This is a genomic window from Flavobacterium sasangense DSM 21067 (genome assembly GCF_000686885.1).
In the GTDB taxonomy this organism is placed as follows: Bacteria; Bacteroidota; Bacteroidia; order Flavobacteriales; family Flavobacteriaceae; genus Flavobacterium; species Flavobacterium sasangense.
Window position 1 is genome coordinate 84,874 of record NZ_JMLU01000009.1, and the last position, 26,141, is coordinate 111,014.

General features: G+C 31.5%; 24 protein-coding genes. 8 read left to right on the top strand and 16 right to left on the bottom strand.

All coding sequences use genetic code 11. The features are described 5' to 3' along the window. From BP92_RS0108605 to porU, 7 genes are all read right to left on the bottom strand, one after another. Nucleotides 1–684, bottom strand: coding sequence for an SDR family NAD(P)-dependent oxidoreductase (locus BP92_RS0108605; protein ID WP_026725691.1), 684 nt, complete (start codon nt 682–684; stop codon nt 1–3). Then, a complete protein-coding gene (locus BP92_RS0108610) occupies nt 674–1,636 on the bottom strand; it encodes a M28 family metallopeptidase (protein ID WP_026725692.1) in 963 nt (320 codons plus the stop codon). Before BP92_RS0108610 ends, BP92_RS0108605 begins: the two co-directional genes overlap by 11 nt. A gap of 72 nt (nt 1,637–1,708) precedes the next feature. Then, a complete protein-coding gene (locus BP92_RS0108615) occupies nt 1,709–3,301 on the bottom strand; it encodes a 2-oxo acid dehydrogenase subunit E2 (protein ID WP_026725693.1) in 1,593 nt (530 codons plus the stop codon). 5 nt (nt 3,302–3,306) lie between these two features. Next, nucleotides 3,307–4,305 (bottom strand): pyruvate dehydrogenase (acetyl-transferring) E1 component subunit alpha, encoded by a 999-nt coding sequence (gene pdhA, locus BP92_RS0108620; protein WP_026725694.1) that lies wholly within the window; start codon nt 4,303–4,305, stop codon nt 3,307–3,309. A gap of 161 nt (nt 4,306–4,466) precedes the next feature. Continuing rightward, nucleotides 4,467–4,946, bottom strand: a complete 480-nt coding sequence (locus BP92_RS0108625) for a cytidine deaminase (RefSeq protein ID WP_026725695.1) — start codon at nt 4,944–4,946, stop codon at nt 4,467–4,469. Between the two features lie 66 nt (nt 4,947–5,012). Then, the gene (porV, locus tag BP92_RS0108630) at nt 5,013–6,203 is read right to left on the bottom strand and encodes a type IX secretion system outer membrane channel protein PorV (protein ID WP_026725696.1); all 1,191 of its coding nucleotides are present in this window, start codon (nt 6,201–6,203) and stop codon (nt 5,013–5,015) included. Nucleotides 6,204–6,242: 39 nt separating this feature from the next. Continuing rightward, nucleotides 6,243–10,115, bottom strand: coding sequence for a type IX secretion system sortase PorU (gene porU, locus BP92_RS0108635; protein ID WP_026725697.1), 3,873 nt, complete (start codon nt 10,113–10,115; stop codon nt 6,243–6,245). Nucleotides 10,116–10,326: 211 nt separating this feature from the next. On the opposite strand from porU, the gene gldJ reads away from it, so the two are divergent. The 6 genes from gldJ to BP92_RS17105 all read left to right on the top strand — a co-directional run bounded on the left by gldJ (nt 10,327) and on the right by BP92_RS17105 (nt 15,694). After that, nucleotides 10,327–12,030, top strand: a complete 1,704-nt coding sequence (gene gldJ / locus BP92_RS0108640; RefSeq protein WP_026725698.1) for a gliding motility lipoprotein GldJ — start codon at nt 10,327–10,329, stop codon at nt 12,028–12,030. Nucleotides 12,031–12,110: 80 nt separating this feature from the next. Further along, on the top strand, nt 12,111–13,397 hold the full coding sequence (locus BP92_RS0108645) for a UDP-N-acetylmuramoyl-tripeptide--D-alanyl-D-alanine ligase (RefSeq protein ID WP_026725699.1): 1,287 nt from the start codon (nt 12,111–12,113) through the stop codon (nt 13,395–13,397). Nucleotides 13,398–14,152: 755 nt separating this feature from the next. After that, nucleotides 14,153–14,911: a hypothetical protein gene (locus BP92_RS0108650; RefSeq protein WP_026725700.1), complete on the top strand. Its 759-nt coding sequence runs from the start codon at nt 14,153–14,155 to the stop codon at nt 14,909–14,911. Beyond that, nucleotides 14,911–15,306, top strand: coding sequence for a DUF5675 family protein (locus BP92_RS0108655; RefSeq protein WP_026725701.1), 396 nt, complete (start codon nt 14,911–14,913; stop codon nt 15,304–15,306). Before BP92_RS0108650 ends, BP92_RS0108655 begins: the two co-directional genes overlap by 1 nt. Nucleotides 15,307–15,315: 9 nt before the next feature. After that, entirely contained in the window at nt 15,316–15,531 is a 216-nt protein-coding gene (locus BP92_RS0108660; RefSeq protein ID WP_026725702.1) for a hypothetical protein, read from the top strand. Next, complete coding sequence (locus tag BP92_RS17105; RefSeq protein ID WP_160169123.1) at nt 15,518–15,694, top strand: hypothetical protein; 177 nt, start codon at nt 15,518–15,520, stop codon at nt 15,692–15,694. The genes BP92_RS0108660 and BP92_RS17105 overlap by 14 nt, the downstream gene beginning before the upstream one ends. A gap of 69 nt (nt 15,695–15,763) precedes the next feature. Here the strand turns inward: BP92_RS17105 and BP92_RS0108670 are convergent, their stop codons facing one another. The 4 genes from BP92_RS0108670 to BP92_RS0108685 are packed head-to-tail and all read right to left on the bottom strand — an operon-like array spanning nt 15,764 to nt 19,245. After that, on the bottom strand, nt 15,764–17,191 hold the full coding sequence (locus BP92_RS0108670) for a hypothetical protein (RefSeq protein ID WP_026725703.1): 1,428 nt from the start codon (nt 17,189–17,191) through the stop codon (nt 15,764–15,766). Between the two features lie 58 nt (nt 17,192–17,249). Further along, nucleotides 17,250–18,266, bottom strand: coding sequence for a DUF2971 domain-containing protein (locus BP92_RS0108675; RefSeq protein ID WP_026725704.1), 1,017 nt, complete (start codon nt 18,264–18,266; stop codon nt 17,250–17,252). Nucleotides 18,267–18,268: 2 nt separating this feature from the next. Beyond that, nucleotides 18,269–18,775, bottom strand: coding sequence for a hypothetical protein (locus tag BP92_RS0108680; RefSeq protein ID WP_026725705.1), 507 nt, complete (start codon nt 18,773–18,775; stop codon nt 18,269–18,271). Nucleotides 18,776–18,822: 47 nt separating this feature from the next. Next, entirely contained in the window at nt 18,823–19,245 is a 423-nt protein-coding gene (locus tag BP92_RS0108685) for a DUF6943 family protein (RefSeq protein ID WP_026725706.1), read from the bottom strand. A gap of 864 nt (nt 19,246–20,109) precedes the next feature. Here BP92_RS0108685 and BP92_RS0108695 point away from each other — a divergent pair. After that, on the top strand, nt 20,110–20,391 hold the full coding sequence (locus BP92_RS0108695) for a hypothetical protein (protein WP_026725707.1): 282 nt from the start codon (nt 20,110–20,112) through the stop codon (nt 20,389–20,391). 359 nt (nt 20,392–20,750) lie between these two features. Here the strand turns inward: BP92_RS0108695 and BP92_RS0108705 are convergent, their stop codons facing one another. The 5 genes from BP92_RS0108705 to BP92_RS0108725 are packed head-to-tail and all read right to left on the bottom strand — an operon-like array spanning nt 20,751 to nt 25,854. Then, the gene (locus tag BP92_RS0108705; RefSeq protein ID WP_026725709.1) at nt 20,751–22,130 is read right to left on the bottom strand and encodes an ATP-binding protein; all 1,380 of its coding nucleotides are present in this window, start codon (nt 22,128–22,130) and stop codon (nt 20,751–20,753) included. A 38-nt stretch (nt 22,131–22,168) separates the two neighbouring features. Then, nucleotides 22,169–22,870, bottom strand: a complete 702-nt coding sequence (locus BP92_RS0108710; RefSeq protein ID WP_026725710.1) for a hypothetical protein — start codon at nt 22,868–22,870, stop codon at nt 22,169–22,171. Between the two features lie 18 nt (nt 22,871–22,888). Beyond that, nucleotides 22,889–23,812 carry a hypothetical protein gene (locus tag BP92_RS0108715; protein WP_026725711.1) on the bottom strand — a complete coding sequence of 308 codons (924 nt, stop codon included), beginning with the start codon at nt 23,810–23,812 and terminating at the stop codon, nt 22,889–22,891. 4 nt (nt 23,813–23,816) lie between these two features. Then, nucleotides 23,817–25,007 carry a hypothetical protein gene (locus tag BP92_RS0108720; RefSeq protein WP_150111897.1) on the bottom strand — a complete coding sequence of 397 codons (1,191 nt, stop codon included), beginning with the start codon at nt 25,005–25,007 and terminating at the stop codon, nt 23,817–23,819. A 55-nt stretch (nt 25,008–25,062) separates the two neighbouring features. After that, nucleotides 25,063–25,854, bottom strand: coding sequence for a nucleoid-associated protein (locus BP92_RS0108725; RefSeq protein ID WP_026725713.1), 792 nt, complete (start codon nt 25,852–25,854; stop codon nt 25,063–25,065). Between the two features lie 64 nt (nt 25,855–25,918). Between BP92_RS0108725 and BP92_RS0108730 the strand changes: the two genes are divergently transcribed. Further along, a partial coding sequence (locus BP92_RS0108730) for a transposase (RefSeq protein WP_026725714.1) occupies nt 25,919–26,141 on the top strand: 223 nt, incomplete at its 3' end.

Consider the following 26,141-nt stretch of genomic DNA (forward strand, 5'->3'; position numbering starts at 1 on the left):
TTAAGGTGTTGAAGATGAAACTTGCAATACTTTTCCGTTATAATACTTATTTCCAGTTAAGGCAAAATTAAAAATATAATCTGCCATTTCTTTTGCTGAAAGTGGCGCTTCGTAACCTGGAAAAGCTTCTTGTAACATTTCGGTATTTACAGCTCCAAGTGCTAAAACATTGAAAGCGATTCCCTGTTCTTTATATTCTTCTGCTAATAATTCTGACAAAGTAATTACTGCACCTTTGCTTGATGAATAAGCTGCTAAACCAGCGAATTTCATACTTCCTTGAATGCCACCCATTGAACTTATAGTAACCACATGACTTCCTTTTTCCATGAATGGAATACAGATTTTTGTTAATTCGGCAACAGCAAAAACATTGACTTTATATATGTTTTGGAATTCTTCTGAAGTAATTTGCGTGAACTTTTTATGCAATAAACTTCCTGCATTATGAATTAAAACATCTACTTTTTTCCAAGTTCTATTGATAAAACTTTCTACCTGAAGCAATTCTTCTGGATTTGAAATATCAATTGACAAACAGGTTATGTTTGGATTTTCCATTAACTCTTTTGGTGTCTTACGTGAAATTGCTAACACATTGTGTCCAGCACTTGCAAATTGCAAGGCTAATTCGTAACCTATTCCACGAGAAGTTCCAGTGATGATGATGTTTTTATTTTTCATTTAATTTGATTTCTTTTTTTGGGGCATTTATCATTTTTTCTAAAACTGGAATTGTCTTTGTAATCACGGTCGTCATGTGTTTGGTATCCATCATTTCAAACTCGTCATCAGGTTGGTGATAGAATTGAAAATTTTCAAAATCGAAAGTGGAAACCGTTTGAGCCGGCACGTTAAATTCGGTGAAAAACGGATAATTATCAGAAGCTCTGAACAACATATATTTGGTTTCTATTGGCAAATATCCTACTAATTTCTCACCTGCATACTCGTTTATTAAAGATGCCATATTGGATTTACCAAAACCAGTTAAATAGAAATCCATTCCTTTGTCTTTCATTGGCACTCCAATCATTTCAAAATTAAACATGAAATACAAATCCATTTTTTGTTCTTTCAATTTAGCAGCCAAATGTTTTGATCCTAAAAGTCCTTTTTCTTCAGCCGAAAAAAATACAAAAAGAATACTTCTTTTATTGTTTTTAAATTTTGCGAAATATTTTGCTACTTCGGTTACTGCAGTAGTTCCAGAAGCATTGTCATTTGCTCCGTTTCCAATATCATCGCCATTTACAGCTGCAATTTTTCCAATATGGTCATAATGTGCACCAATGATTACAAATTCATTTTTTAACTCTTTATCGTTCCCTTCGATATAACCAACTACGTTGTAAGAAGTTTTATCAAAATTAGAAAGTGTATCGCGATACGTTTTAAAATAAGGCTTAATTCCGTTCTCTTTTAAAAGATTTTCTAAATATACAGTTGCCAATTCAATACCCTCACTACCTGAATCTCTTCCTTCTAGTTCATCCGAAGTTAAATAAGACAAAGTTTTGATTACATTTCCTTCTTCAACTTGGTAATTAAAATTAGAAATGTTTTTCGAAGTAACATTGGTTTGTGCATGCAATGACAATCCAACAAAAGAAATTAGGAATATGATTTTTTTCATAGTTTATAGTTTTAAGTAAAAATAAAAAAATCCCGAGTAAATCGGGATTTTGTATGATAAATTTAACACTTATTAAGCTAACATCGTTACTGGATTTTCCATAAACGCTTTGAACGTTTGTAAGAATTGAGCTCCTGTTGCTCCGTCCACTGTTCTGTGATCGCAAGCTAAAGTAACTGTCATTGTGTTTCCAACAACGATTTGTCCATTTTTAACTACTGGTTTTTCAATAATTGCACCAACAGACAAAATAGCAGAATTTGGTTGATTGATAATCGAAGTAAATGATTGAATTCCAAACATTCCTAAGTTAGAAATAGTAAATGTACTTCCTTCCATCTCTGCTGGTTGAATTTTTTTAGATTTTGCTTTTCCAGCTAAGTCTTTCACATTTGTACCAATTTGAGTTAAACTCATTTGATCTGTAAATTTCAATACTGGAACCATTAAACCATCTTCAACTGCAACAGCAACACCAATATTCACATGGTGATTGATAACCATTGCATCTTCTCTCCATTGTGAATTTACTTGTGGATGTTTTTTCAATGCCATCGCACTTGCTTTGATTACCATATCATTGAAAGAAACTTTCGTATCTGGTAATCCATTAATCATATTTCTTGAAGCAATTGCATTGTCCATATCTAACTCAATAGTTAAATAATAATGCGGTGCCGTAAATTTAGATTCTGACAATCGTCTCGCAATGGTTTTACGCATTTGCGAATTTTTGATTTCTTCTTGGAATACTTCTCCTGCTGGAACAAATGGTTTAACTGCTGCAACTGCATTTGTAGCTTCTGTAACCGCTTGAGATGGAGTTACAACTGCTGATGGTGAGAAATTCTCCACATCCGATTTTACAATTCTTCCATTCTCACCTGAACCTTTTACTTGAGACAAGTTGATTCCTTTATCTTGCGCAATTTTCTTAGCTAATGGTGAAGCAAAAACTCTTCCTGAAGTAGATTGTTCTACAACTACTACTTCTTGAGCAACTGCTTTTACTTCTTCATTTTTTGGAGCTTCAACAACTGCACCTACTTTGTAGTTAGCTGCAATTCCTGAAACATCAGTTCCTGCTGGACCTAAAATAGCTAAAATTGTATCTACTGGAGCAGAATCACCTTCTTGCACTCCGATATACAATAAAGTTCCTGCATTGAAAGATTCGAATTCCATTGTAGCTTTATCTGTTTCGATTTCAGCTAAAATATCACCTTCTTTTACAGTATCTCCAACTTTCTTTAACCAAGTTGCAACTGTTCCTGTTGTCATAGTGTCTGACAAACGAGGCATAGTTACTACTTTTACTCCAGCTGGAATTTCAACTGCTGCTGAAGTAGGTTTTGCTTCTTCAACTACTTTTTCTTCTTTAGTTTCAGTTGCCGTTTCACCATTCAATAAAGCAGAAATATCTTCACCAGCTGAACCAATGATAGCTAACAAAGAATCTACTGGAGCAGATTGTCCTTCTTGAATTCCGATGTGTAATAAAACACCATCGTGGAAAGATTCGAATTCCATTGTAGCTTTATCCGTTTCAATTTCGGCTAAAATATCACCTGTTTTGATTGTATCACCCACTTTTTTTAACCAAGTTGCTACAACTCCTTCGGTCATCGTATCACTCAAACGGGGCATTGTTATAATTTGTGCCATAGTTCTTATAATTTATGTGGAATGAAAGGATAATTTTCTTGTTCGTATACTACATCATATAACTGTTGTGCTTCAGGGAATGGAGATTCTTCAGCGAATTTCTCACATTCAGCCACTAAATCAGCTACTCTTTGATCGATTACTTCGATTTCAGCTTCTGTTGCGTAGTTATTTTCTTTGATTACATCTAAAACTTGAATAATTGGATCGATTTTTTTGTATTCTTCCACTTCTTCTTTCGTTCTATATAATTGTGCATCAGACATTGAGTGTCCTCTGTAACGGTATGTTTTCATTTCTAAGAAAGTTGGTCCGTCTCCACGACGTGCTCTTTCCATAGCTTCGTGCATTGCTTCAGCTACTTTTACTGGGTTCATTCCGTCAACTGGTCCACAAGGCATTTCGTAGCCTAAACCTAGTTTCCAAATATCAGTATGATTAGCCGTTCTTTCTACAGAAGTTCCCATAGCATAACCGTTGTTTTCAACGATGAATACTACTGGTAATTTCCAGTTCATTGCCATATTAAAAGCTTCATGTAAAGAACCTTGACGTGCGGCACCATCACCAAAATAAGTTAAGGTAACACCTCCAGTTTCAAAATATTTATCTGCAAAAGCAATACCTGCTCCTACTGGAATTTGCGCTCCAACGATACCATGTCCTCCATAAAAACCATGTTCTTTTGAGAAAATATGCATCGATCCACCCATACCTTTTGAAGTACCTGTTACTTTTCCGTACAATTCTGCCATAACTTTTCTTGGATCTACACCCATTCCAATTGGCTGAACGTGGTTACGGTAAGCGGTAATCATTTTATCTTTAGACAAGTCCATTGCATGTAAAGCTCCAGCTAAAACTGCTTCTTGACCATTATAAAGGTGCAAAAATCCTCTAACTTTTTGTTGGATATAAACAGCGGCAAGTTTATCTTCAAACTTTCTCCAAAATAGCATATCTTCATACCATTTTAGGTAAACTTCTCTTGTAATTGGTTTCATTTTTGTTTGTTTTTTTAATACAATTGAATTGTGAAAGACATTATTTATCAATCCCAATTTTACGAACAGCAAAAATACTACATAGAACCTGATTGAAAAAATTAAATTCTACGATTTTTGTATTTTTTATAACAAAATCGATAAAAAAAGTTACGAAATCGTTATAGATGATTCTTGTCGAAAACTAAGGGTAGGATATTTTTTAATGAATCTGATTTATAAATATCTCCTTTTGCTCCCATAAAGAAAATTGTAATTGGAGTATCTTGTTTGAATTCGTACTCAGCAATAGCTTGTCTACAGCTTCCACATGGCGGAATTGGCTCTTCCAAATCCCTATCTTGAGGAGATGCTGTGATAAACATTTTCACAATTTTTGCATTTGGATAAGTAGCTCCTGCATAATAAATAGCAACGCGCTCAGCACACAAACCTGAAGGATAAGCTGCATTTTCTTGATTCGAACCTTGAACTACGATTCCGTTATCTAAAAGAATGGCTGCTCCTACAGTAAATTTAGAATAAGGCGCATAGGCTTTACTTCTTGCTTCAAATGCTTGAGACATTAAACTTGTTTCTTCTTGAGACAATTCGTCTTTTGATAGTACCGAAATGGTAGTGTTTATTGAAATTTGTTTCATATGTTAGGAAAAAAAATCCAAATTCTAAAATAAGAATTTGGATTGTTTATTAATTTATTTTAAAAATTACAGTTCATCGTATTTATCACCAAAATTAAATGTAAGCGAGAAACGCAATGTGTTTTCCAATGGATTTTTAACTGTTGAAGTAGAAAACAAATACGACACATCGATTTTAACAATGTTGTATTTAAATCCAGCTCCTAAGGTAAAATACTTTCTTGCTCCTTTTAATTCATTTTCATTAAAATAACCCATTCGTAATGCAAATGAGTCTTGGTACCAATATTCAGCTCCTAAAGCCCATGTAAATTCTTTTAATTCTTCTGAGAAACCATCTGGCGCATCACCAAAAGATTTAAAAATACCACTAATCCAACTAGTTGTTCTATATTCTTCTCTTGCCTGATTAAAATCATCAACATCTACAACACCATCACCATTTACATCTTCACCACTATAAGTTGCTCCATTATACCCAACCTTAGGAGTTGGAACTAATAATTTTGTCACCTCAGCTGTTACTCCAATTTTGTTGTATTCATCAAAAATAAAATCAAAACCTCCACCTAAACGTAAGTTTGCTGGCAAGAAATTATCATTTAAATCATCTTTATCGTAGCTAATTTTAGGTCCTAAGTTTTGCAAATTAAAACCACCTCTCCATCTTCCGTTAAAATCATCATAGGCTATTTCTTCAGATTGATAATAAGCGGCAATATCTACTGCAAAAGTTGTAGCTGCTGAAACATCGTTATTTAAATCTGGAACTCTTAATGCTGAACGAATAAATCTTCCTCCAACTGCCATTGAAAAGCGCTCACTTAATTTTAATGAGTAAGAACCATCAATTGCCAATTCATTTGGATTAACTGTTCTTGGTGTATCATCAAACGAATTTCTCAATTCAATATCACCTAAACCAAAATAACGAAACGAACCTGCAAACGCACTACGCTCATTAATTTTATTATAGTATGTTAATTGACCCAACGAAATATCATTTGCAATACTTGCTAAATAAGGCGTATAACTTACTGAGAAACCTTGTTTATCTAACGAAAAAGCATATTTAGCTGGATTGTATTGTTGTGAAAAAGCATCCGCAGAAGTAGCTACACCCATATCAGCCATACCTGCAGAACGTGCATCAGCTGCTATAAGTAAGAATGGAACTCCAGTTGTAATAACTCGGTCTTGTGCTTTTGCATATTGACTAACCACCAAAACGGTTAATAATAGAGCAATTTTTTTCATTTTTTTCATTAATATTAATTTGACAAATATAGTATTTTATTACAGGATTACAAGTTTCTCATATTTTTCTGCAGATTTACCTGTCGTAGCTGATCTAACTGTGAGTTTGTAAACATAAACACCCTTACCAATTTTATCTCCAAAATCATCTCTTCCATCCCAAACAATATCTCTACATAAAAAACCATCTGTAGTTACTTGCTGATTAATAGTTTTGACCAATTTACCCGAAACCGTTAAAATTTGCACCTGAACATCTAAAGGTTCAAAAGGCATATTGTGATTGAACCAAAATTCTGTGTAACTCACAAATGGGTTTGGATAATTCAACACGCGTTCTATTTTTAAACCTTCATCAGAACAAACTGCATTAAACTGAATTTCGGCTGTAACTAAATTATTATAAACATCCCAAGCTTTGAATAAAATAGTATGCAAACCTGGCGTTAAATCTCGGAATGGAAAACGAACAAATCCTCTTGTATAATCATCATTCTCTGTTTCATAATAATCATTTAAAACAAACGGATTCGATTCATCACCATCTAAAATCGCCACAATATCATGCCCGATTCCACTAGCGGTATTGATTCCATTTTCGTCCTCAAGAAAAGCAAGCAAAATTGGCGAACAATTTGTTATTCCTCCCGAAACAAATCCTTCATCATTCATATGAAGTCTAACTCTTGGAGGATTCGTATCTGTTCCAGCATTTACGTTAACACCACCAATTTGGATTGTTCTATCAAATCCGGTTTGGTTTTCTAAATTTGGCGAATTACGCTTAGCATAAAAACTAATTTTTCCGTTCCCAACTGGAATTCTAATATCTTGTGGCACCACAAAATTAAATTCAAACTGACCATTTACAACAGATGCATTTCCTCTAAAAACAGTTTCCCCTAAAGTTACAAAATTCATTATTATAAGTCCGTTTGCATCGGTAACACCATTATTACCTAAGGTGCTTCTATTAATATCTTTATCAAAAATCTGAACCGCTAAATCACCATTATAATTTGAAATCACGGCATTATTTTCATCCCAAACTTCTCCTGAAATTTTAACCAAACTCAATGCTTGCAAAACAGGTAGTGGCTGACTCACTGGAACATCATTTACTTTAGTCAAAACCACTTTCGGTCTTGGAATTGCCAATTTAACAGCTGGATCTCCTATAAAAGAAACAACCCTTCTGTTATCTGATGTAGTAGCCAATTTAGTCAATCGAAGTGCCTCAGAAATTGTTGGATAATTCGTAGACCCAAAAGCATATAAATATTCACTCAAATAATTATTCATTACAAATCCAGTAGTAACTCCTATTTGACGTGTTGTTGCAACTAAAGCGATCGCTCCACCACTTTTATTCCAATACATATATTCGCCACCTGTAAAACGGTTTGGATCATCAAAACGTGTAAATTCACAAGTTATTGTGATAAAAAGTGGATATCGGTAACGATTGGTCAAATTTTGAGCATCTAATTTTTCAAACAAACGTTCTCGCGCCAATGCTTCCTCATTTCCGTGACCAAAATAATTAAACACCAATGCTCCTTGTTCTAAGTCATTCAAGAAATCATTTTTAGCCTCAGGATAACGCTCACCACCAGCTGCCACTTGCTGAACATATGCATCGGTATGTATTTTTTTTACATTTACAAAAGGCTTTTGGGCAGTTAATGTATTCGCTAAATTGTCTAATCCAAATTGAAGTGTAGCATCGGTATCATTATCAGCATCATCAGAATAAATTACATAATTGTTTCGCCATCTTCCATAAGATTTCTCATCATGATACTCCACTACTTTATCCACCATTTCTTTTGCCTGAGTCAAATTAGAAACCAACATACGACCAACTGCAATATCAATACCATCAAAACCTCCTAACATTTGCCCTTCTCCAGCATCCATTAAACCAAAAAAGTCGTCAGACATAAACGACGAATACAAGGACATATTAGAAATATTATTAATGTCAGATGAAAAAGGATTAAACCCATGAAAAACAGGAACTATATTAGTGTTACTAAAAAGTCTGCTTTTGTAATCATAAGAAGCATCTCCAAATAAATTAACATACTTGACTCTTTTATCAGGAGCAGAAGCATTCCAATATACATACTTAATTAAATTACGGATAGCTGCTATATCTTGTTTACCGGATGAAAATTCTTGATAGATTTTTTCTAATGTTACAACACGAACACTTAATCCAGAATTATTTCTGTGAAAATCAGCCAAACGTTCTGCCTGAGTAATCAAAATCTGAGGTGTTATGATTAAATAATCAATATCTTGAAAATTACCTTGATTATTATTAAAAATTGTTCCTTTTAAGTTTTGGTTTTGAACCACACTATTTCCTTCTTTTAAAGGGGTATAAGTATCTGACAAATCTAGCGCTACATACTTTTTCTGATTACCAAGATTTACTTTGAAAGCAAAAGTAGCTCCAGAAGTATTTTCGTATTTGATCACATTTGATAAATCAGTCACATCCCAAACCTGCGGAATATTGTTAGCAGATGTAATTGTATATTGCCCAATTCCAACATTACTCAATTCGTCATTATTGAAAAAGGAAAACTGCTTACCATAACCAACCAAATTTCGCTTTGAAGAAATTTTGATAAAATCTAAATAGCCATTCGAACTAGGAACGCCACCATTATTATAAGTTAATTTAAGACTAATAGTATTTGAAGACAAAGAAATAGTATTGTTGATTGCTGACTCATAACCTTCAACACCACTAAAAGCAATTAATGCAGGAAAGTTTATGGTACCAAAATCTTGATTATTAACCTTACAAGCAAATGAAGAATTTCCAAAAGATTTTGATGCCGTATTTACATAAATAGAAACAGGAGTAATGTTATCAAGATTAGGAATTGTAAAATCAAAAGTTTGTTCGTTTGTAATATTAAATTGTTCCCCAAACCATCTTCTCCCTACTTTACCAACGTTTACTAGGTCTTTCTCATAATATAAAACATCATCAAATTTAGAAAAATTAAAAGTTGGTGCTCCTGATGGCTCTGTGGCTAATTGAATCCTTTTTCCTGCGCCACCTGAAGAAGTAACATAATAATACGATTTCTCTGCAAATAAATTCACACTAGTTAAACTTTCTGTATTCCATGTATCTATTCCTTCAGCATAAAATAAAATATAGTCATTGTTATCAAAAACACCGTCATCTTCACCGGAAAACTGTATAGCATTTTCTACTAAATCATCCGAATAAGACGAGGAATTATTCAAAGGCAACATTCTTCCACCATTTCCGTAAATCTTGATATTTCTTGGATCTACATTTACATTGAAACCTAAACTTTGAAGAAACGATTTCGAAATTTTATAAATACCAGATTTCTCAACATAAAAACGATACCAGCTACCTGTAGCCAAAACGGAATTAGAAATTGATTGGACAATATTTGAACTTTGATTTCTGTTTGACAAATTGTTTTGATAAGAATAAGAAAAAGACAGGATTTTTTTATAAACGCTACCTTCTTTTATGATAGGACTTACAATCAACAATCCTTTATAATCATCGCGAGCACGAACCACTTCTAAAGAAGCTTGAATTTTATTTGGAATTAAAGATTTATTTAAATCGTAAAGTTCAGATTCTGGTACATTTTGATATAACACATTTGAAATAACAAGACTAGAAGAATTTGTGGCAGCTGAAACAGAAACAATCTTTCTAAACTGAATTTTCTTCAAAGGAATATCCAAATTATAAAACTCTAAATCAAACTGCGGAACTTTAATAGTAGTTTCACCTATATTATAATCTGAATTCGATTTCCAATTAATCGTAACTTTTTCCGATTGCTGAGCATTAGCAAACGCAAAATAAAATAAAACCAAAAATAATAGAATCTTTTTCATTAGCTATAAAACGTGATTAACACATATATATTACAAAGAGAAAAAAATTATTTATTTTATTCTAATTTTTTACAATAAAACTTAGTATAAAACGTTGTAAGAGAAAGGATTTTAACATAACATTATTTTTTTTTTACAAATTTTTAAAAACATGTTGCATTTTAATTCATAATTATTATCTTGCGACACTAAATTTATTACCTACTAAAGTATGAAAATTAAGAAAATTATGGCTTTAAAAGTGTTAGTGGTATTAGCACTGGCATTAGGTTTTACGGGTTGTAGCAAAAAAGGAAGCACCAAAGGTGGTTCTACTGCTACGGGATGGAAAATCAATGACAAAAAAGGTGGATTTCAGTTTAACGACAAGTTTAAACAACAAGAAACACCTCCAGGAATGATTTCGGTAGAGGGTGGTACTTTTACAATGGGTAAAGTACAAGACGATGTTATGCATGATTGGAATAACTCTCCAAATCAACAACACGTACAATCATTTTTCATGGATGAAACAGAAGTTACAAACAAAATGTATTCTGAATACTTATTTTGGGTAAAAACTGTATTTCCTCCAACAGAAGAAAATTACAAACACATCTACAACGGAGCAATTCCAGATACTTTAGTATGGAGAAATCGTTTAGGATACAACGAAACGATGACTAATAACTACTTAAGACACCCTGCATACGCTGACTACCCTGTAGTTGGAGTTAACTGGATTCAAGCAGTTGAATTTAGCAAATGGAGAACTGATCGTGTAAATGAAAATATTTTAGAGCGTGAAGGTTATCTTAAAAAAGACAACAAAATCAAATTAGGTTCTGATGTAACTGCTGAAAACTCATTTAGTACTGAAACTTATATCAATACTCCATCTAAAACATTTGGTGGTAATGAAGAAGTTGTTTTGAAAAAAGAAATGGGTGGAGGAAGAAGACCTGCAGCTGACACGGCTAAAAATGTTTATGCTCAAAGAAGTTCAGGTTTAATTTTACCTGAATACAGATTACCAACAGAAGCTGAGTGGGAATATGCTGCTACTGCTTTAGTAGGAAATAGAGAGTACAATATTTACAAAGGACAAAAGAAATACCCTTGGAGTGGTCAATATACTCGTTCGTCTAAAAGACAATACAGAGGTGACCAATTAGCAAACTTTAAACAAGGAAAAGGAGACTACGGAGGAATTGCTGGATGGTCTGATGATGGAGCTGATATTACTAATAAAGTAAAAAGTTATGCGCCAAATGATTTCGGATTATACGATATGGCAGGTAACGTAGCTGAATGGGTACAAGACGTTTACAGACCAATGGTTGATGACGAAGCAAATGACTTCAACTACTTCAGAGGTAACGTTTATACAAAAAACAAAATTGGTGAAGATGGAGTTGTTGAATTAGTGACTTCTGACAATATTACTTACGATACTTTAAGTAATGGTAGAATTATGGCTAGAAATTTCCCTGGTCAAATTGCTCAAGTACCAGTTGATGAAAACGAGACTTATTTAAGAACTCAATTCTCAACTTCTGACAACAGAAATTATAGAGATGGTGATAGACAATCTACTCGTTACTATAAATTTAATGATTCAGAAGAAGGAAGTGAAGGCGGAAGCGAAGAAAAATTCAGAATGTACGAAGCTCCTAAACACTCTATTACAGCAGATAGTTTAGGTAAAATGGACAAGAAATTTGATAAATCTAACAAAAGAACTACATTAATTGATGACAATGTTAGAGTTTACAAAGGAGGTTCATGGAGAGATAGAGCTTATTGGTTAGACCCTGCTTCTAGAAGATTCTTCCCTCAAGATATGGCTACAGACTACATCGGATTTAGATGTGCAATGTCTAAAGTAGGTCCTAAGTCAAACAAAAAGACTCCTAGAGGAAATCCAAAAAAATAATTTTCATACAAAATACTTTAAAAAGCCCTTTCAAACGAAAGGGCTTTTTTTTATCTTCGTTTCAATTTAATAAAACTTATATGACCACAATTGCAAATTTACATTCTTTATTTTTAGAGTGTTCAAGTGTTTCAACAGATACGCGTAAAATTGAAAAAAACTCTTTATTCGTTGCATTAAAAGGCGATAATTTTGATGCCAACACTTTTGCAAAAGAAGCATTAGAAAAAGGAGCAAAATATGTGGTAATAGACAATCCAACTTATCTAATTGACAATCGTACTTTACTAGTAAAAGATTCGCTAATTGCCTTACAAGAATTGGCTAAATATCACAGAACTTTTTTAGGATTACCAATCATAGCTTTAACAGGCAGCAATGGCAAAACCACTACAAAAGAATTAATCCACGCAGTTCTTTCTAAAAAATACAATACTCTTGCTACAATTGGCAATTTAAATAACCATATAGGTGTTCCTCTTACCCTATTACGATTTACCAAAGAAACTGAAATTGGGATTGTTGAAATGGGAGCAAACCATCAAAAAGAAATTGAATTTCTTTGTCAAATTGCACAACCTGATTATGGTTATATAACAAATTTTGGAAAGGCACATCTAGAAGGATTTGGCGGAGTTGAAGGAGTAATTAAGGGTAAAAGTGAAATGTATGATTATCTTAGAGGCAATAACAAGATGGTTTTTGTTAATGTAGATGATTCGATACAAAATGAAAAATCAACCAATATTAAACGGTTTAGTTTCTCTTTAAATAATTCAACTGCAGATGTGAAAATTTCAACTATTGAAGCAAATCCGATGGTGAAAATAATATTCAACAATCAAACTGTACAATCCCACCTCATTGGAATTTATAATGCTAACAATATTAATGCTGCTATTACAATAGGAAATTATTTCAAAGTTTCTGATGAATTAATTAAAGAAGCAATTGAAAACTACATTCCAGAAAACAACCGCTCTCAATTAATACAAAAAAATGGAAATGAAATAATTTTAGATGCTTACAATGCAAATCCAAGTAGTATGGCTGCTGCAATTGCTAACTTTATACAGTTAGAAAAAAAGAACAAAATTGCCATTCTTGGCGACATGTTTGAATTAGGTGAAGAGAGTCTTTTGGAGCACAAAAAAATTATTGCATTATTAGAAAACGAAACATCGATAACTACTTACTTTATTGGAAAAGATTTCTTCAAAAATCAAATTCACAATACACATATGAGTTTCTTCGAAGAATTTGAATCTTTTTCAGTTTTTTTAAAGACGAATCTTCCAAACAACAATTTACTTCTAATAAAAGGATCGAGAGGAATGGCATTAGAAAAAACTTTAGATTTGATATAAAAAAAAGCACTTCATTTGAAGTGCTTTTTTGTGGGCGATGAGGGTTTTGAACTTTCCTCATAATACGCTCATATTTAATAAATTATATAATTCTAAAAATCAAAGGTCTCTATTTTGCTCCTCATATATAGAAACAAACATCATTAAATCTTAATACTGTAAATTTAATATTTTTTATAATCTTCTGCAAATTAATTCATTACTAAATCATACTAAAAATTGAACTGGTTGTTTAAGTTTATAGTGATGCTTTCTTGATTAAATCTGTTTTAGTAATTTTCAATTTTAACCAAAAATCAAGTGAGTTACTTGTTCATATTTTATGCCACTATATGTACAGAACTCTTCAATCGTTAGAAACTCGTTTTCGAGCTTATTGAGGTCTTTTTTTATCTTTTGCATCAATCTAGTACTTTGACGATAACTCTTGCCTGTTATACGTTGTATGTCCTTTGGATAGATGCATACCCTCTGATTATTCAATTTCATACTTTATCTATACCTTTGATATAGCTATGCTATACTTCTGACGTGCAGAAAATCTTTTGCAATTTAGTTATAATTTTTCATACTTATTTATTGGTTTTTTATGCTCATTTAAGACACTTGTGTAGATTTTGGACATATGGTACACTTATGGTTTTTTCTTTTGTGAAATGCTTTGTAAACTTTGCTTTAATCATTCAAAATGTGGTTGCAACTGATTGAAAGAATGAAGGAGATTTTAAATGAATGTTTAACAAAATTTTGAAGTTATGGCTAGACAGAAAGGCATAATTAAATTAAAAGGTACTATCGGAGATATTACTTTTTATAAAACGCAAGATGGTCACTTAGCGAGAGAGAAAGGTGGAATTGACGCGAGCAGAATTGCGAGTGATCCTGCGTTTCAAAGAACTCGTGAGAATGGTTCTGAGTTTGGTAGAGCTGGAAAGGCAGGAAAAATGCTTAGAACCGCTTTAAGACCGTTGCTTTTAAATTCTGCCGATGGTAGAATGGTAAGCCGTTTGACACAAGCTATGGTGAAAGTTATCCAAGCGGACACTGTTAGTGAACGTGGATTACGTAACGTAATTGATGGAGAAGCTGAATTGTTATTTGGTTTTGAATTCAATATTCGAGGTAAGCTTGGGACCACTTTGTTTGCTCCGTTTGTGGCAACTATTGACAGAGTTGCAGGAGAAATTACTGTGGATTTAGCATCATTTATTCCTGCGAATATGATTGCTGCTCCAAGTGGAACTACTCACTACAAAATCATTTCTGGTGGAGCTGAAATTGATTTTGAAGCTGAAACGTATGTGGTTGCTACTTCTGAAACTGCAATTTTACCATGGGATGGAACTGCTACTGCTCCAATTAATCAAGTGAATGCGGCCACTGCTAACTCAACTAAGCCATTATTTTTGGCTCTAGGTGTTGAGTTCTATCAAGAGATAAATGGACAAATGTACCCATTGAAAAATGGTGCTTTTAACCCATTATCAATTGCGAAAGTTGATAGCGGTGTGTAATGGTTATTTGGTTAACTAGAACTTATTTCCCTGAAGGAACAAATGGTAAACTCGAATGCGAAGGCAAATTGATTTGTAATACGATTGAATTGCCGTGGAAGATGAACGAAACGAAGGTTTCCTGTGTTCCGGAAGGGAAATATTTTATTAGAAAGCGATACAGTGCAAAATACAAATGGCATTTAGAATTGGTAGATGTACCGAATAGAAAGTTTATTCTTTTTCATCCTGCTAATAATGCTCAAAAGGAATTGCAAGGCTGTATTGCTCCCGTTACTAAACTTTCTGGACCTGGCTTAGGTTTGATGTCGAGAAAAGCTTTTGCAAAGCTAAAAGTATTTGTTTACAAAGCTTTGGACAATAAAGAAAGTGTTGAATTAATTATCCAATCTTAATAATAGATTATGAAAAAAATCATTAATAGAGCAAAAGCTCCCACACCAAAATTTTTCAAAGTGCTTCGAACGGTTGGGTTGGCATTGGCTGCCGTAGGTGGAACTATTTTAGCTGCTCCAATTGCCTTACCTGCTATAGTTACAACTATTGGAGGTTATGTAGCAGTAGCTGGAGGAGTTTTGTCAGCTGCAAGTCAGCTTACAACAACTGATGACAGCAAATAATCCCACATTGATGGGAACTGCTGGAGGCACATTTTTAAGTATTGTACCTAATCTTTCCTCTGATGATATTGCCAAAACGGTTATCTTAGCAACTGTTGGAGCTGTGGTCAGTTTTACGATTTCGTTACTACTTAAAAGCCTGAATAAGAAGCACAAAAAATAAGTTTAGCCCTAGTTGTGGTGACCTTTGGGTTAAACAAAATGAAAGCCAAGTCGTGTGACCTGGCTTTTTTTAGTTTAACTTCTGTACTTTTTTAAATAAGTCTACAACTTCTTCTTCAGTATTGCCTAGACTACCACTTCCTATTATAATGGTTGGGTTTTTAGGCATTATTACTTGAACTTCACTTTCAATCATTTCTAAAATAGGCTGAACAATTATCATATCTTCGTAGAACCGAGTTTTCATTTCATCTATGCTTTTGAAACTCCCGTAAGTGAATTGGCAAAGGTCTTTTTTTAATTGAAGTAGTTGTTCATCACCTTCAAATGTTGAGTAGTCATTATTTAATACTTTTTGTCCAATTTCCAATGCATAACTTAAATGCTGTTCAATAGTTTGATACTTCCCAATTAAGGATTCTTGCCTATCCTTCTCAAATATCTGCATTGCAAATGCTCCCAATTCATCGTTGCTATGTTGTAAAGCGAATTTATTGAATAGGTAAGGTTTCATTATAGATTTGGTAAACGGTGAAATTTCAGGTATTCCAGAAATAAAAAGCAAAATGTACTTATCTATAAATTCTCCCAAATAATCAATAAATCGCTTGCTAAATTCAGACCGTATTTTTGCTATTTCAAAAACAAATTCTTTATCACGTAGTATTTTTTTATAAAACTCAATGTCATAACCATAAATATCGAAAAGACCAAAATACATTCTTTTTTCAATTGGCACATCTTGTAACTTTAAGCGTAATTTTTCTAAGTCTTCATCATTTTTAAAACCTGTAAATTCGTTTAATACTTTTCTAAGCATGTCTTCACTAGCTACTTTTTCAACCTCGAAAAAAATTGAAATTATTTCTTTGCTATTTTTCAATTTTTGATCCAACTCAACAGCTGTTAATGGCTCGACTTTAATTTTTTTCAATATATCTAAAAGTTGCTCTTCTACTTCTTCGTACTTTTTAAATTTTATAGTTTCGTTTTCTTTAATTACTTCGTTCGTCCATGATGCTAAATCTTCATCTGCTGTAACTTCTTTATTAAATTCAGTTAGAAGTTTAGTTGCTGGGTTGTTAAATCCCTTTAATGCTGTAAAATAATATGTAAAATTTTGTGCCTCATTAATCAATTCATCATCTTGTAATGCATGTAAAATAAATTTAATTATTTCTCTAGCTAAGCTTGGACGTGTTATCAAACTTTCAAATCTCTTACATTGTACTACTCCGACATTCTTACCTGCGTATTGAAGCAATATGTCACGACCTTTATCAGCAGTTCCATTCATTAGACGACATGTATCAATTTGGTCATTGTATATGCCATTTGCAATGTCTTTCTTAAATGTAAAAAACGTCAACAATTCAAACTCTCTTGAGGATAAATATTCGATTGGGTATTGACGCCCAGAAAAAGCTGTAAGCCTATGAGATTCCTCTATAGTTTTAACCTCTTTATTTATATCCTGATCCGAAACAAAATCTATCATGTGTAATTATTTTGACTTCAAATTTACAAATAAAAAGTCCAATACTTTAGCTCGACTTTTATATTCTGTAAGGAACTTCAGAAGGAATTATTTCAACATCTGAATAACCATTTTTTGATAGGAAGTCTTTAATAGATTGTTTATTTAATTCAGAGTCTAAAGATGGACCAATAATGATATGACTAATAGGAATTTTTTTTACCCTATATTTTTTATTTTTTTCTAATAATTCCAAACTTGCTTTATCATCTTTTGCTCTCTCTTTTTCAAAAGCATAGTCTGTTTTTAAAACTTTATAAGGTACTAAAAGATTGTTTTTACCTACTCTGTAAGAAATAGACTCTAATGAAGTACTAAATTGTTTATCTGTTGACATTTCGAATCTAAATTCTTTTTCTTCTTCAAAAGAACTATGTTTGAAAAGACCAATATATTTATCTAATAATTCATTTATTTCTTGGGCAATTTCTTTAAAAACATCTTCATCACTTTTTAATCCTAATATTAAATCAAAATGTTCAAAATAGTATTCAGTAATTGTTTCTATTAAATTATTTACCAATTCTAATTGATTGTTTGAACCATATTCAATATAAAATCCACTAGCAATATTTTCAAAACCTTCAATAAGTTTTTTTCTATCTAATCCTATTGCAATTCCTTTTCCATCATTTGCATATGCTCTCCATTGACTTAACAAATCTCCCTCAAGCGAAAAACAAGTGGCAAAATGGTTTGATATGTTTTTTTCTTTTAACTCCGTTAAAACGGCAGATACAATATTAAATGAAGTATCATTTTTAGGATCATTAGCTATTTTTTCAAACTCTTTTTTAAAGAGATCTAACCCATAATAATATTCTTTTTTGTCATTTAAATAGGCTGAATTACTACAAAAAAAAGATTGATTTTCAACAATTGCTTTTAGACTATGTAAATCCGTGTAATGATATAATGTTTTACTATTTTTTTTGGATTTAAATGAAGGGAAGTTTTCAAGTATTGAAGATATTTTCTTTTCTAAAGGAATTTTTAATGCCTCTAAAACGGTTCTTCTATTGTTTAACTCAACCATTACTACTTCTTTTTATCACTGGTTAATGCACCCAATAGAAGTAATGCAGCACCAACACCTAAAAGTATCTCTAATCCACTTGCTCCTTCTTTCTCTTTTACGTTCCTTACAGGCTTGATTTTCTCAAACAAATCTTTCTTGAATTGCTCAATACTATTTAAATTATAATCATCAATAAACATTTCAATAGGTTTGTTGTTTGGAAAGTCTATGTTTTTCCCAAAATGTTTAGAATAGATTACAATTATGTTGCTATCTTTTTTTGATTTAAAAGCATATTCTATCTCATCTTTTACTGTTTCGGAAAGTTGAGATGTTGAAAAAATTACAAACCAATTTGCTGAGTCAATATTTAATTTAGTTTGTTGGCTAATTTTTGAAAAATAATTATTTCGTTCAGGTAAGTATATAAAATATCCATTTTGCTTGCCTTTTCTAAATAGGTCTAGTGCAATATTTTTTTCATTATCCGAATTCGGATTATAAGTGATAAAAACGCTCTCTTGCATTGTTATTTTATATTTTTACAAAAATACTAAATCTTAATACATTTTTGTTATTTATTAACATATCTATATAAAATAACTCTTCGCATATCGTTGATTAGGTTAATGTTTTCGTGAAATTGTTTTTCTTTTTGCTCTAAAAGTTTGAGAGCTGCAACGTGTTTAATGTGAGCTTCGTGTTCTTCCATCATAATTTTAGATTTTATAAAAAACTCCTTTTTGAAATCGTTAAGACGTAAAAATGGAATTACAGAACCAACTAAATATTGATGCCAAAAATTAGTTTTCCATAAACTATAAGCAACAAAATAAAGGTTTTCACAATCCTGTTCTAAATCAAAAATGACTACAAAACTGTTCGTAAATGGCTCTTTTTGTGGTTTTCCGCTGTTCATCCCTTTGTTAAGTAGGAATAAATGGGGTTTCGAGTAAATCGTACCTTTCTTGTGAGTTTTGATGATAAAATTCTGCATACTTTCGGCTTTAAAAATTGATTATATTTTCAATTTTTCGCAGATTTTCTCTTGAAATGCAGGTGTGCCTCGCTAGGCTCCGCCCATTAAAATTTTTCAAAAGAAAAAAAAGAAAAAAAGAAAGCCGTCCGTTTAAGTGGAAGGTTTCAGAAAAAAAGTTTTTTAAAAAAAATACTACCCGATACATCATCGGAAATCGGGTTTTGTTTTTAGTCTAAAATATCTTGCGAAATGTTATGGGTGGAGATTTTTTTTAAAACCCGTAGGGCTTGAACTTTTTTTTCTGAATACCTGGAACTTACCTTTGCTTCCTTTTTTTATTTATTTTTTTTGAAATTTCCTGTCAAATCAAACGTTCTTTTTTAATCGGATTTTAGCTGAAGGAATGAGAGTTGATTTGAAAGATAGACGTCTTCGGAAAGGGTATCAAATTCTTTGGATGGATGAAAAACAAATCAAACAATAAAAACGCTTTTTATCCGGCCAAAGAATTTGATACTCTTTTGTGGATTTGATTTTTGAGGATGCCTAAACGTGCTTTGAAATGAGTTTTTTCAATTTAATCGGAATGCTGTTCTGAAAATGGAAAGCATTTTCAAAAAACAATGCATTATACTACCGAGTGCGATGTGGCAGTAGCGCGAGTAAGGGTATCATTTTTTATTTGCTTATTGGGGTGTTTCTGATTGCTTTAGTGGAAAAGCTGATGCCTGAAATTTAGTTGGCAGTCGCAGTGTTCAGTATACAGCAGATTATCTTAAAAAACGGTATGGCATCAGCTTTTTCGCTGGAGCAATTACTGCTTATTTTCTGGCAAATAAAAAATGATACTCTTACTGGAGTTTTGGTTTTGTGGGTAATAAAATGGCTTTTACCATAGGCAAATTAACTGTGATTAAAAGCCTTTTTATTACTTACAAAAGCAATGAAAACACTTCCTATTTAACCACAAAGCTGATAAAAACAGTTAACGTGTACGTTCTTAAAAGCAATTATAACCGTGTAGTTTCCGATGAAATGGTGAACGTTGTTAAAGACAGTGGCGAAGGACGGTTTTTTTCTATGCAGGCTGGTGCGAGGAAGCATAGAAAAAAGTTGTCCTGGAGCCACTGGCAAGCGCGTTGGGTGAGCGGCTTTTTTACATAATGTTATTATAGTGCATCCGTGATTTTGATTAGTAGCAGGATAGTTCTTTATGCATTATAATGCCACATTATGTAACTAAGCTTTGGGAAAAGTTTTTGTTGCCTTGCACTTTTTTCTTTCGGAGTGATACATTTCTGGCATACAAAAACTTTTTGGAGCGTTGGGATGGAGTGGCAACTGAAAACCTAAAACGTCAATTTACCACTAAACGAAAAGTGCATTCTCGTCATTTAAAATTGAAATTAGCGAAATGAAGCAAACGCCAGCATTGATGCTATGAATACTTGGACTAGGAGCGATTTTTGTGCAGCTGAATGAGATAATTTAATTTTGTTTTTCTACCCACCTTTTCTACCCACTTATGGTAAAATAGGAATGATTTTCCAATAACCTCCTTTGTCACTTCCTTCTCTACTAAGTAATCCTAAATCTTTAAGAACATCTATGTTATTATCTATAGCAGAAGCACTTATACCTACAACTTGTTCTAATTCTTTTTTAGTTACTTTATGATTATTGTGAACTTCTCTTAGAATTTTAACTCTATTATCAGTTAGTTTTACTACCCACTTTTCTACCCACTTTTCAAAATCGAAAGGTCTTCTAAGTGTAACTGTAAACATTCCATCAATATTAAATTCAGGAGGAGTTAGTCCTTCATCATTCATTACATCTCTGATACGAGTTATTCCTGAACCTATTTGTTCTACTAATCGCATTCTTTCAAATAAACCAAAGATTAAAGGGTTTCGACTGGCACTTCTTTTCCCAAATTCACTTCTTGGTACTGCACTTACTAAACCACCTGGATTTGATATTTCTACTCGATCATCAAATACTTCGATAGTTATTCTTGCTCCTTTATCGTAGTAATCGCGATGAGCTAATGAATTTATAATTGTTTCTTTGAATGCTGTTTCTGGTATTTCCCATAATTCTTTTCTTGGTTTACCGCCTTCTCCTTCAATATCATATCTTACATCTAGTTTTGACTTTAACCAAATCATACTTTTTTGATATTGTTGGTATAATGTTCCTGTCATTACTTTATCATCAACAATATATCTTTTATCTATACCGTCAAATGCTACACAACGAATTACTGCTTTTTCAAAAAACTTTTCTGGATTACTCCCAAAGAATAAAACGGTACCGTTTTTTAATTGGCCATCATTGGTTACTAACTTTAGATTGGTAAATAATTGTTCGTCTGAAGTTGCATTGACTAAACCTGCTTCAAACCGAAATGTATTGATGTTTTCTTTTGCAATATCATCTTCTATGTTGGCTTCTTTACAAATGGCATCATCAAAATAAATTTTGTCGGCTTGTTGGAAAAAGTCTCTCATTTCTTCAACCGTTGTGAGTTTCTGCGAATTTGGACCTTGACGCACATATATTGCACCTGATAACACATAAGGTTTATTTTGACCTGAAGGAACTTCAATTACTGCTATATCTTTACCATCTACCTCAACAATATTAAAATCACATTTCAGCACTGGAGATATTTCGTTGATTGAATTTTGTATTGCTGAACGTTTAGCATTATCAATTGTTATTCCTTTGATAGTATTGGTATCATCAACGCCAATTAATACAACACCACCAGAAGCATTGGCAAATGCACATACTTCTTCTGTGATTTCTTTTATTTTACTTGGAATACTGACTTTGAATTCGGCATTGTAACCTTCTCCAGAAGCTATTATTGATTTTATTTCGGTTGAATTGAGCATTTTATTTTATTAATTCTTTTCAAATGTATTACAAAAAATCATTTTCTTAAAGACTTATACTTTCTAGTAATTATTTCGTAAAGTTTTTTTAGTAGTTCATCTTTATTGATAAAGTTTATTTGAGATAAAAGATTGTAATTTGAAACTATAGTAAGTTTCATTAATTGATTAATATTCTTTTTGTTCCAAAAATATAACTTACCATTTATTCTGTAAATAAATCCCTCGAAAGTTGTAATTCCATTTTTATATTTCACAACACTGAAAACATTGCAATTGATGTTTTTGATTTCATCAGGATGTAAAAATTCCATTTCAGTTATCATACTGTCAAGCTTAAATTTTTTATTTGACTTCAACATTCTTCCTTTTCGTTCCGTATTATATACTTCTTGTGAAAAATTAACATTTTCTAGTTGTAACAACCAACAGTTATTCTTTTTAAGTTTCCCAAGGTTAATTTTGTTTTTTACAACAAATTCCTTTAGTAGATATTCTTGAACTATAGCATTTTTTCGTAAAAAACGAAAAAATTTAAAAGAAGACATTTCAAAAAATGGCTCATAAGGATTAATATTATCAATATCCTTAACATTATCATCTTTTTTGTGAAAGTCAAACGCTTTTTTATGGGCTACATACATCAAAGTATAGTGAATACCATTTTCACCAAAGCTGAATGTATATTTTTCTCGGTTATCGTTAGGTTGAGTATAAAAGAAGAAGTTAGGTAATTCCAAAATAGTAATGCTTTCAAATTAATTTAAATCTTCATCATCAAAATAAAAACTAACATCCTCATTTCCTAAACAATCTAAAAATTCAACTCTTTCCTCTAAATTTTCTGTTTCTTCATATAAAACATCAAGCTCACCATCAAGATTTAAAGCTGTTAATCTATTGAGAATACATTTTATATAAAAATTACCATCATAATTATCAAAATCAAGAGGTTTGATTTCTTTCAAGAATTCTTTTAAAAGTAAATTATCATCATTTATCAATTTTATTAATACTTCTTTTTGAATACGATTTTCAAATTCAAAATCAAACTGTTCCATTATGAAAATCTTGTAAGCTTTTGAGAGATATCTAATTTCATAAACAAATATTCCTAATCTATGGGCTTCTTCTCTAAGTATACCATATTGTTCCGTTACAATTGATTTGACTGTTTCTCCGATGAATTTCTTTATTTGAACTTGATTTTTAGTAACATTGAGAAATTCATTTTTTATTTCAATGTTTAAGTATTTATTAATGAATTCAATTAATATTTGTTTCTCTTTGTCATATCGTTGAGGTTCTTTATTTGTGAAACGATCATAACGCATTTCATTATAAAAATTTCCAAGTATCTGAATTAGTTTTCCTTTAGGTTTTGATTTTTTTAAAGTATATTTTTTTTGAATTCGTTGAATTAAACCTTGATGATTATGATTTCTAATACTTTCAAAGAAAGCTTCTTGGTTTATATCATCAGTATGTTCAATTAAGATAACATTGATTTTTAATAATCTTTCAATTCCAACTGATAAATTATAAAGAAACTCAAATATTTCTTCCTCGTGATAAAAAGTTTCCATCTTATCAAAAATTGAAAGTGAATTATAGATGAAGTTTCCTGATACTTGTAGTTCTGTACCAAGGTTAAAGTTCTTCCAAAAAGTTGATGCATCCATACAGCTAGTTTTCTTTAGGATGTTTTTTTTCTTTAACAATTATATTAATGGTTTCTGTTTCCACAGATATTTTTTCTTTTTTATCAGAAGCAACTGGATTAAAAATTTGAACTAATGCAAATAGTAAGAAAATTAAAAATAGAAGAGACAAAATCCATTTTAAAATTAAAACTAAACCTTCAAGTTTTCTTATTTTAGTCCATATCTTTATAAAATCTTCTTTAAAATCAGCATAAACTTTTTCATAGCCATTTTTAATTTCATTCTCTTCTTTATTGACATCTGATTTTAAACAAAGAATATTGTAATCTGTTATTGATAAGACTTTAAAGGCAATGAATGTGTATAGTAAATATGCAATTACTATCAAAATAAGTATCCAAGGTTTATCTTTAACTTGATAACTAGCAAACGCTGTTGCTCCGAAAGTTAAGGGAAATGAAACTATTTGTTTACTTACTGTATCGATACTCTTTTCTAAACTTTCAAAATATTTATTTCGCTCTTCTTTGAATTTAGATTTTATTTTATCGATAGCAAAATCTAAAACATAACTTTCATAATCTTTTGCTGTTAGATTAAGTAATAGCTTTAAACTTTTAGTTAATTCAAATAATCTGTCTTTTATATCAGTACTATGAAGGCTGTTTATGATTACATCTTTGAAAAACTGTATAAATTCTTTCTTTACAAATTCGGACTTTAACTCTTCTACGAATGGTTTTATATCTTCATTAGAAATTTTTCTTTTCTCAAGTGAATTATATCCAATATGAAAAGCTCCTTTTTCTTTTCCAATAATAACAAATTGCTTACTAAATTTATCATGATAGGGTGTAAACTCATTTTTTGAAATTAAAAAATCTTGCAATTCTCTATATTGAATATAGTTAAATATGTCTGCTTTTTTTAATGTAAATTCCTCATTAATTTCTTTGAACAAAATCTTTGCCTCAAAATCAATTATAACAATATTGGAATTACTAAAAACATCTTTGTAATACTCATAATCGCGTAAATAATTATCGTAATCGAAATAGAAAAAAGTACTTTTTAATTTACAACTAGTAAGCTTTATTTCGATTTCACCGTTAATTAATTCATTGATGGTTTTAAAAATCTTATTTGCTGTTTCTAAATTTGAAGAATAATTATTCTCAATCTTAAATCTCAAATTACTACCATCAAATACCAATGAATTCTTTACAATATCATTATCTAATATTGATAGAAATTCGTTTATAGTAGTTTTAAGAGTTTCGTTGCTGCTCATATTGCTTTTTTATCTGGTCAACTAATTTTTTTGATTTTATAATTATTGTTTCATCTTCTGCTTTAAATTCATCAGAGTTAATTTTTAAATAATCAACATTTAGAGTTATACCTGGTATTGTAGCAATAATTGTTACCAACCCTTTCCATCTTTTGCTATCTCTTTTGAATTCAGGATCAATGGTCAAATCATTATTTACAGCAAATTCAAAAAACTTATTCTCGTTTTCTTCACCATAAAATTGTCTTCCTAAATCCCTCATGTTTATTATCTTATCTTTTCTCAAATTTACACTATCATATACCGCTTTTTGAAAACTACTTCTTGTATACATTTCCTTACCATCTTCATCTGTTGGAATATCTATTGTTTTTATTATTGCAACAAAACTTGCAGTGTTCTTCGAATTTTTTATTAAACCACCGGCAGAAACCCAATCAATAAAATAACCTGATGCAATTCCATCCTTTTGTGTTGAGATTATTGCTAAATAATTTTTGTTCGGATCGTTCGCTAAAAATAAATCATAATTCAATCTAAATGCCATTGCAATTTTATCAATATTTATATTTTCAGTTCCATCAACTTTGAACACATTTCCTTGTTTAAAAATGTTTATTCCATTTTTCTTTCTTAATAGCACAACAGAAATATATCTTTTATTTACAATTTCATAATCGACAAAAAGATAATATCCTCCAGTAGCAAATGGTTCTTTTTCTATCTTTGATTTTAAATCATCTAAACTCTTAGTGTAAATCGTCAGCAAAAAGTGGACTGATTTAGTTCAAAACTAAGAGAGTGTTTTCAAAAATTATTAACTTTGAAATAGTATGAAAACACCTAAGAAAAAAACAGCAGAGAATTTCATCAAAGACATTCGTAGAAATACACGAAGAATCTTTAGTTCCGAACAGAAAATCCAAATTGTAATGGAAGCTTTACGTGCAGAAATGTCAGTTGCAGAATTATGTCGTAAGTATTCAATTAATGAATCTCAGTTTTACAAATGGAATAAAGAGTTTTTAGAAGCTGGTAAAAAGCGTTTAGCAGGCG

Bases quoted from the DNA above. Each gene is read 5' to 3' on its own strand.
- BP92_RS0108695 (WP_026725707.1), top strand. From the start codon at position 20,110: ATGGCTTTTACCATAGGCAAATTAACTGTGATTAAAAGCCTTTTTATT.
- BP92_RS0108660 (WP_026725702.1), top strand. From the start codon at position 15,316: ATGAAAAAAATCATTAATAGAGCAAAAGCTCCCACACCAAAATTTTTC.
- BP92_RS17105 (WP_160169123.1), top strand. From the start codon at position 15,518: ATGACAGCAAATAATCCCACATTGATGGGAACTGCTGGAGGCACATTT.
- BP92_RS0108670 (WP_026725703.1), bottom strand. From the start codon at position 17,191: ATGATAGATTTTGTTTCGGATCAGGATATAAATAAAGAGGTTAAAACT.
- porV (WP_026725696.1), bottom strand. From the start codon at position 6,203: ATGAAAAAAATTGCTCTATTATTAACCGTTTTGGTGGTTAGTCAATAT.
- BP92_RS0108645 (WP_026725699.1), top strand. From the start codon at position 12,111: ATGACCACAATTGCAAATTTACATTCTTTATTTTTAGAGTGTTCAAGT.
- BP92_RS0108715 (WP_026725711.1), bottom strand. From the start codon at position 23,812: ATGGATGCATCAACTTTTTGGAAGAACTTTAACCTTGGTACAGAACTA.
- porU (WP_026725697.1), bottom strand. From the start codon at position 10,115: ATGAAAAAGATTCTATTATTTTTGGTTTTATTTTATTTTGCGTTTGCT.
- BP92_RS0108625 (WP_026725695.1), bottom strand. From the start codon at position 4,946: ATGAAACAAATTTCAATAAACACTACCATTTCGGTACTATCAAAAGAC.
- BP92_RS0108655 (WP_026725701.1), top strand. From the start codon at position 14,911: ATGGTTATTTGGTTAACTAGAACTTATTTCCCTGAAGGAACAAATGGT.
- BP92_RS0108705 (WP_026725709.1), bottom strand. From the start codon at position 22,130: ATGCTCAATTCAACCGAAATAAAATCAATAATAGCTTCTGGAGAAGGT.
- BP92_RS0108650 (WP_026725700.1), top strand. From the start codon at position 14,153: ATGGCTAGACAGAAAGGCATAATTAAATTAAAAGGTACTATCGGAGAT.
- gldJ (WP_026725698.1), top strand. From the start codon at position 10,327: ATGAAAATTAAGAAAATTATGGCTTTAAAAGTGTTAGTGGTATTAGCA.
- BP92_RS0108680 (WP_026725705.1), bottom strand. From the start codon at position 18,775: ATGCAAGAGAGCGTTTTTATCACTTATAATCCGAATTCGGATAATGAA.
- BP92_RS0108605 (WP_026725691.1), bottom strand. From the start codon at position 684: ATGAAAAATAAAAACATCATCATCACTGGAACTTCTCGTGGAATAGGT.
- pdhA (WP_026725694.1), bottom strand. From the start codon at position 4,305: ATGAAACCAATTACAAGAGAAGTTTACCTAAAATGGTATGAAGATATG.
- BP92_RS0108615 (WP_026725693.1), bottom strand. From the start codon at position 3,301: ATGGCACAAATTATAACAATGCCCCGTTTGAGTGATACGATGACCGAA.
- BP92_RS0108610 (WP_026725692.1), bottom strand. From the start codon at position 1,636: ATGAAAAAAATCATATTCCTAATTTCTTTTGTTGGATTGTCATTGCAT.
- BP92_RS0108675 (WP_026725704.1), bottom strand. From the start codon at position 18,266: ATGGTTGAGTTAAACAATAGAAGAACCGTTTTAGAGGCATTAAAAATT.
- BP92_RS0108685 (WP_026725706.1), bottom strand. From the start codon at position 19,245: ATGCAGAATTTTATCATCAAAACTCACAAGAAAGGTACGATTTACTCG.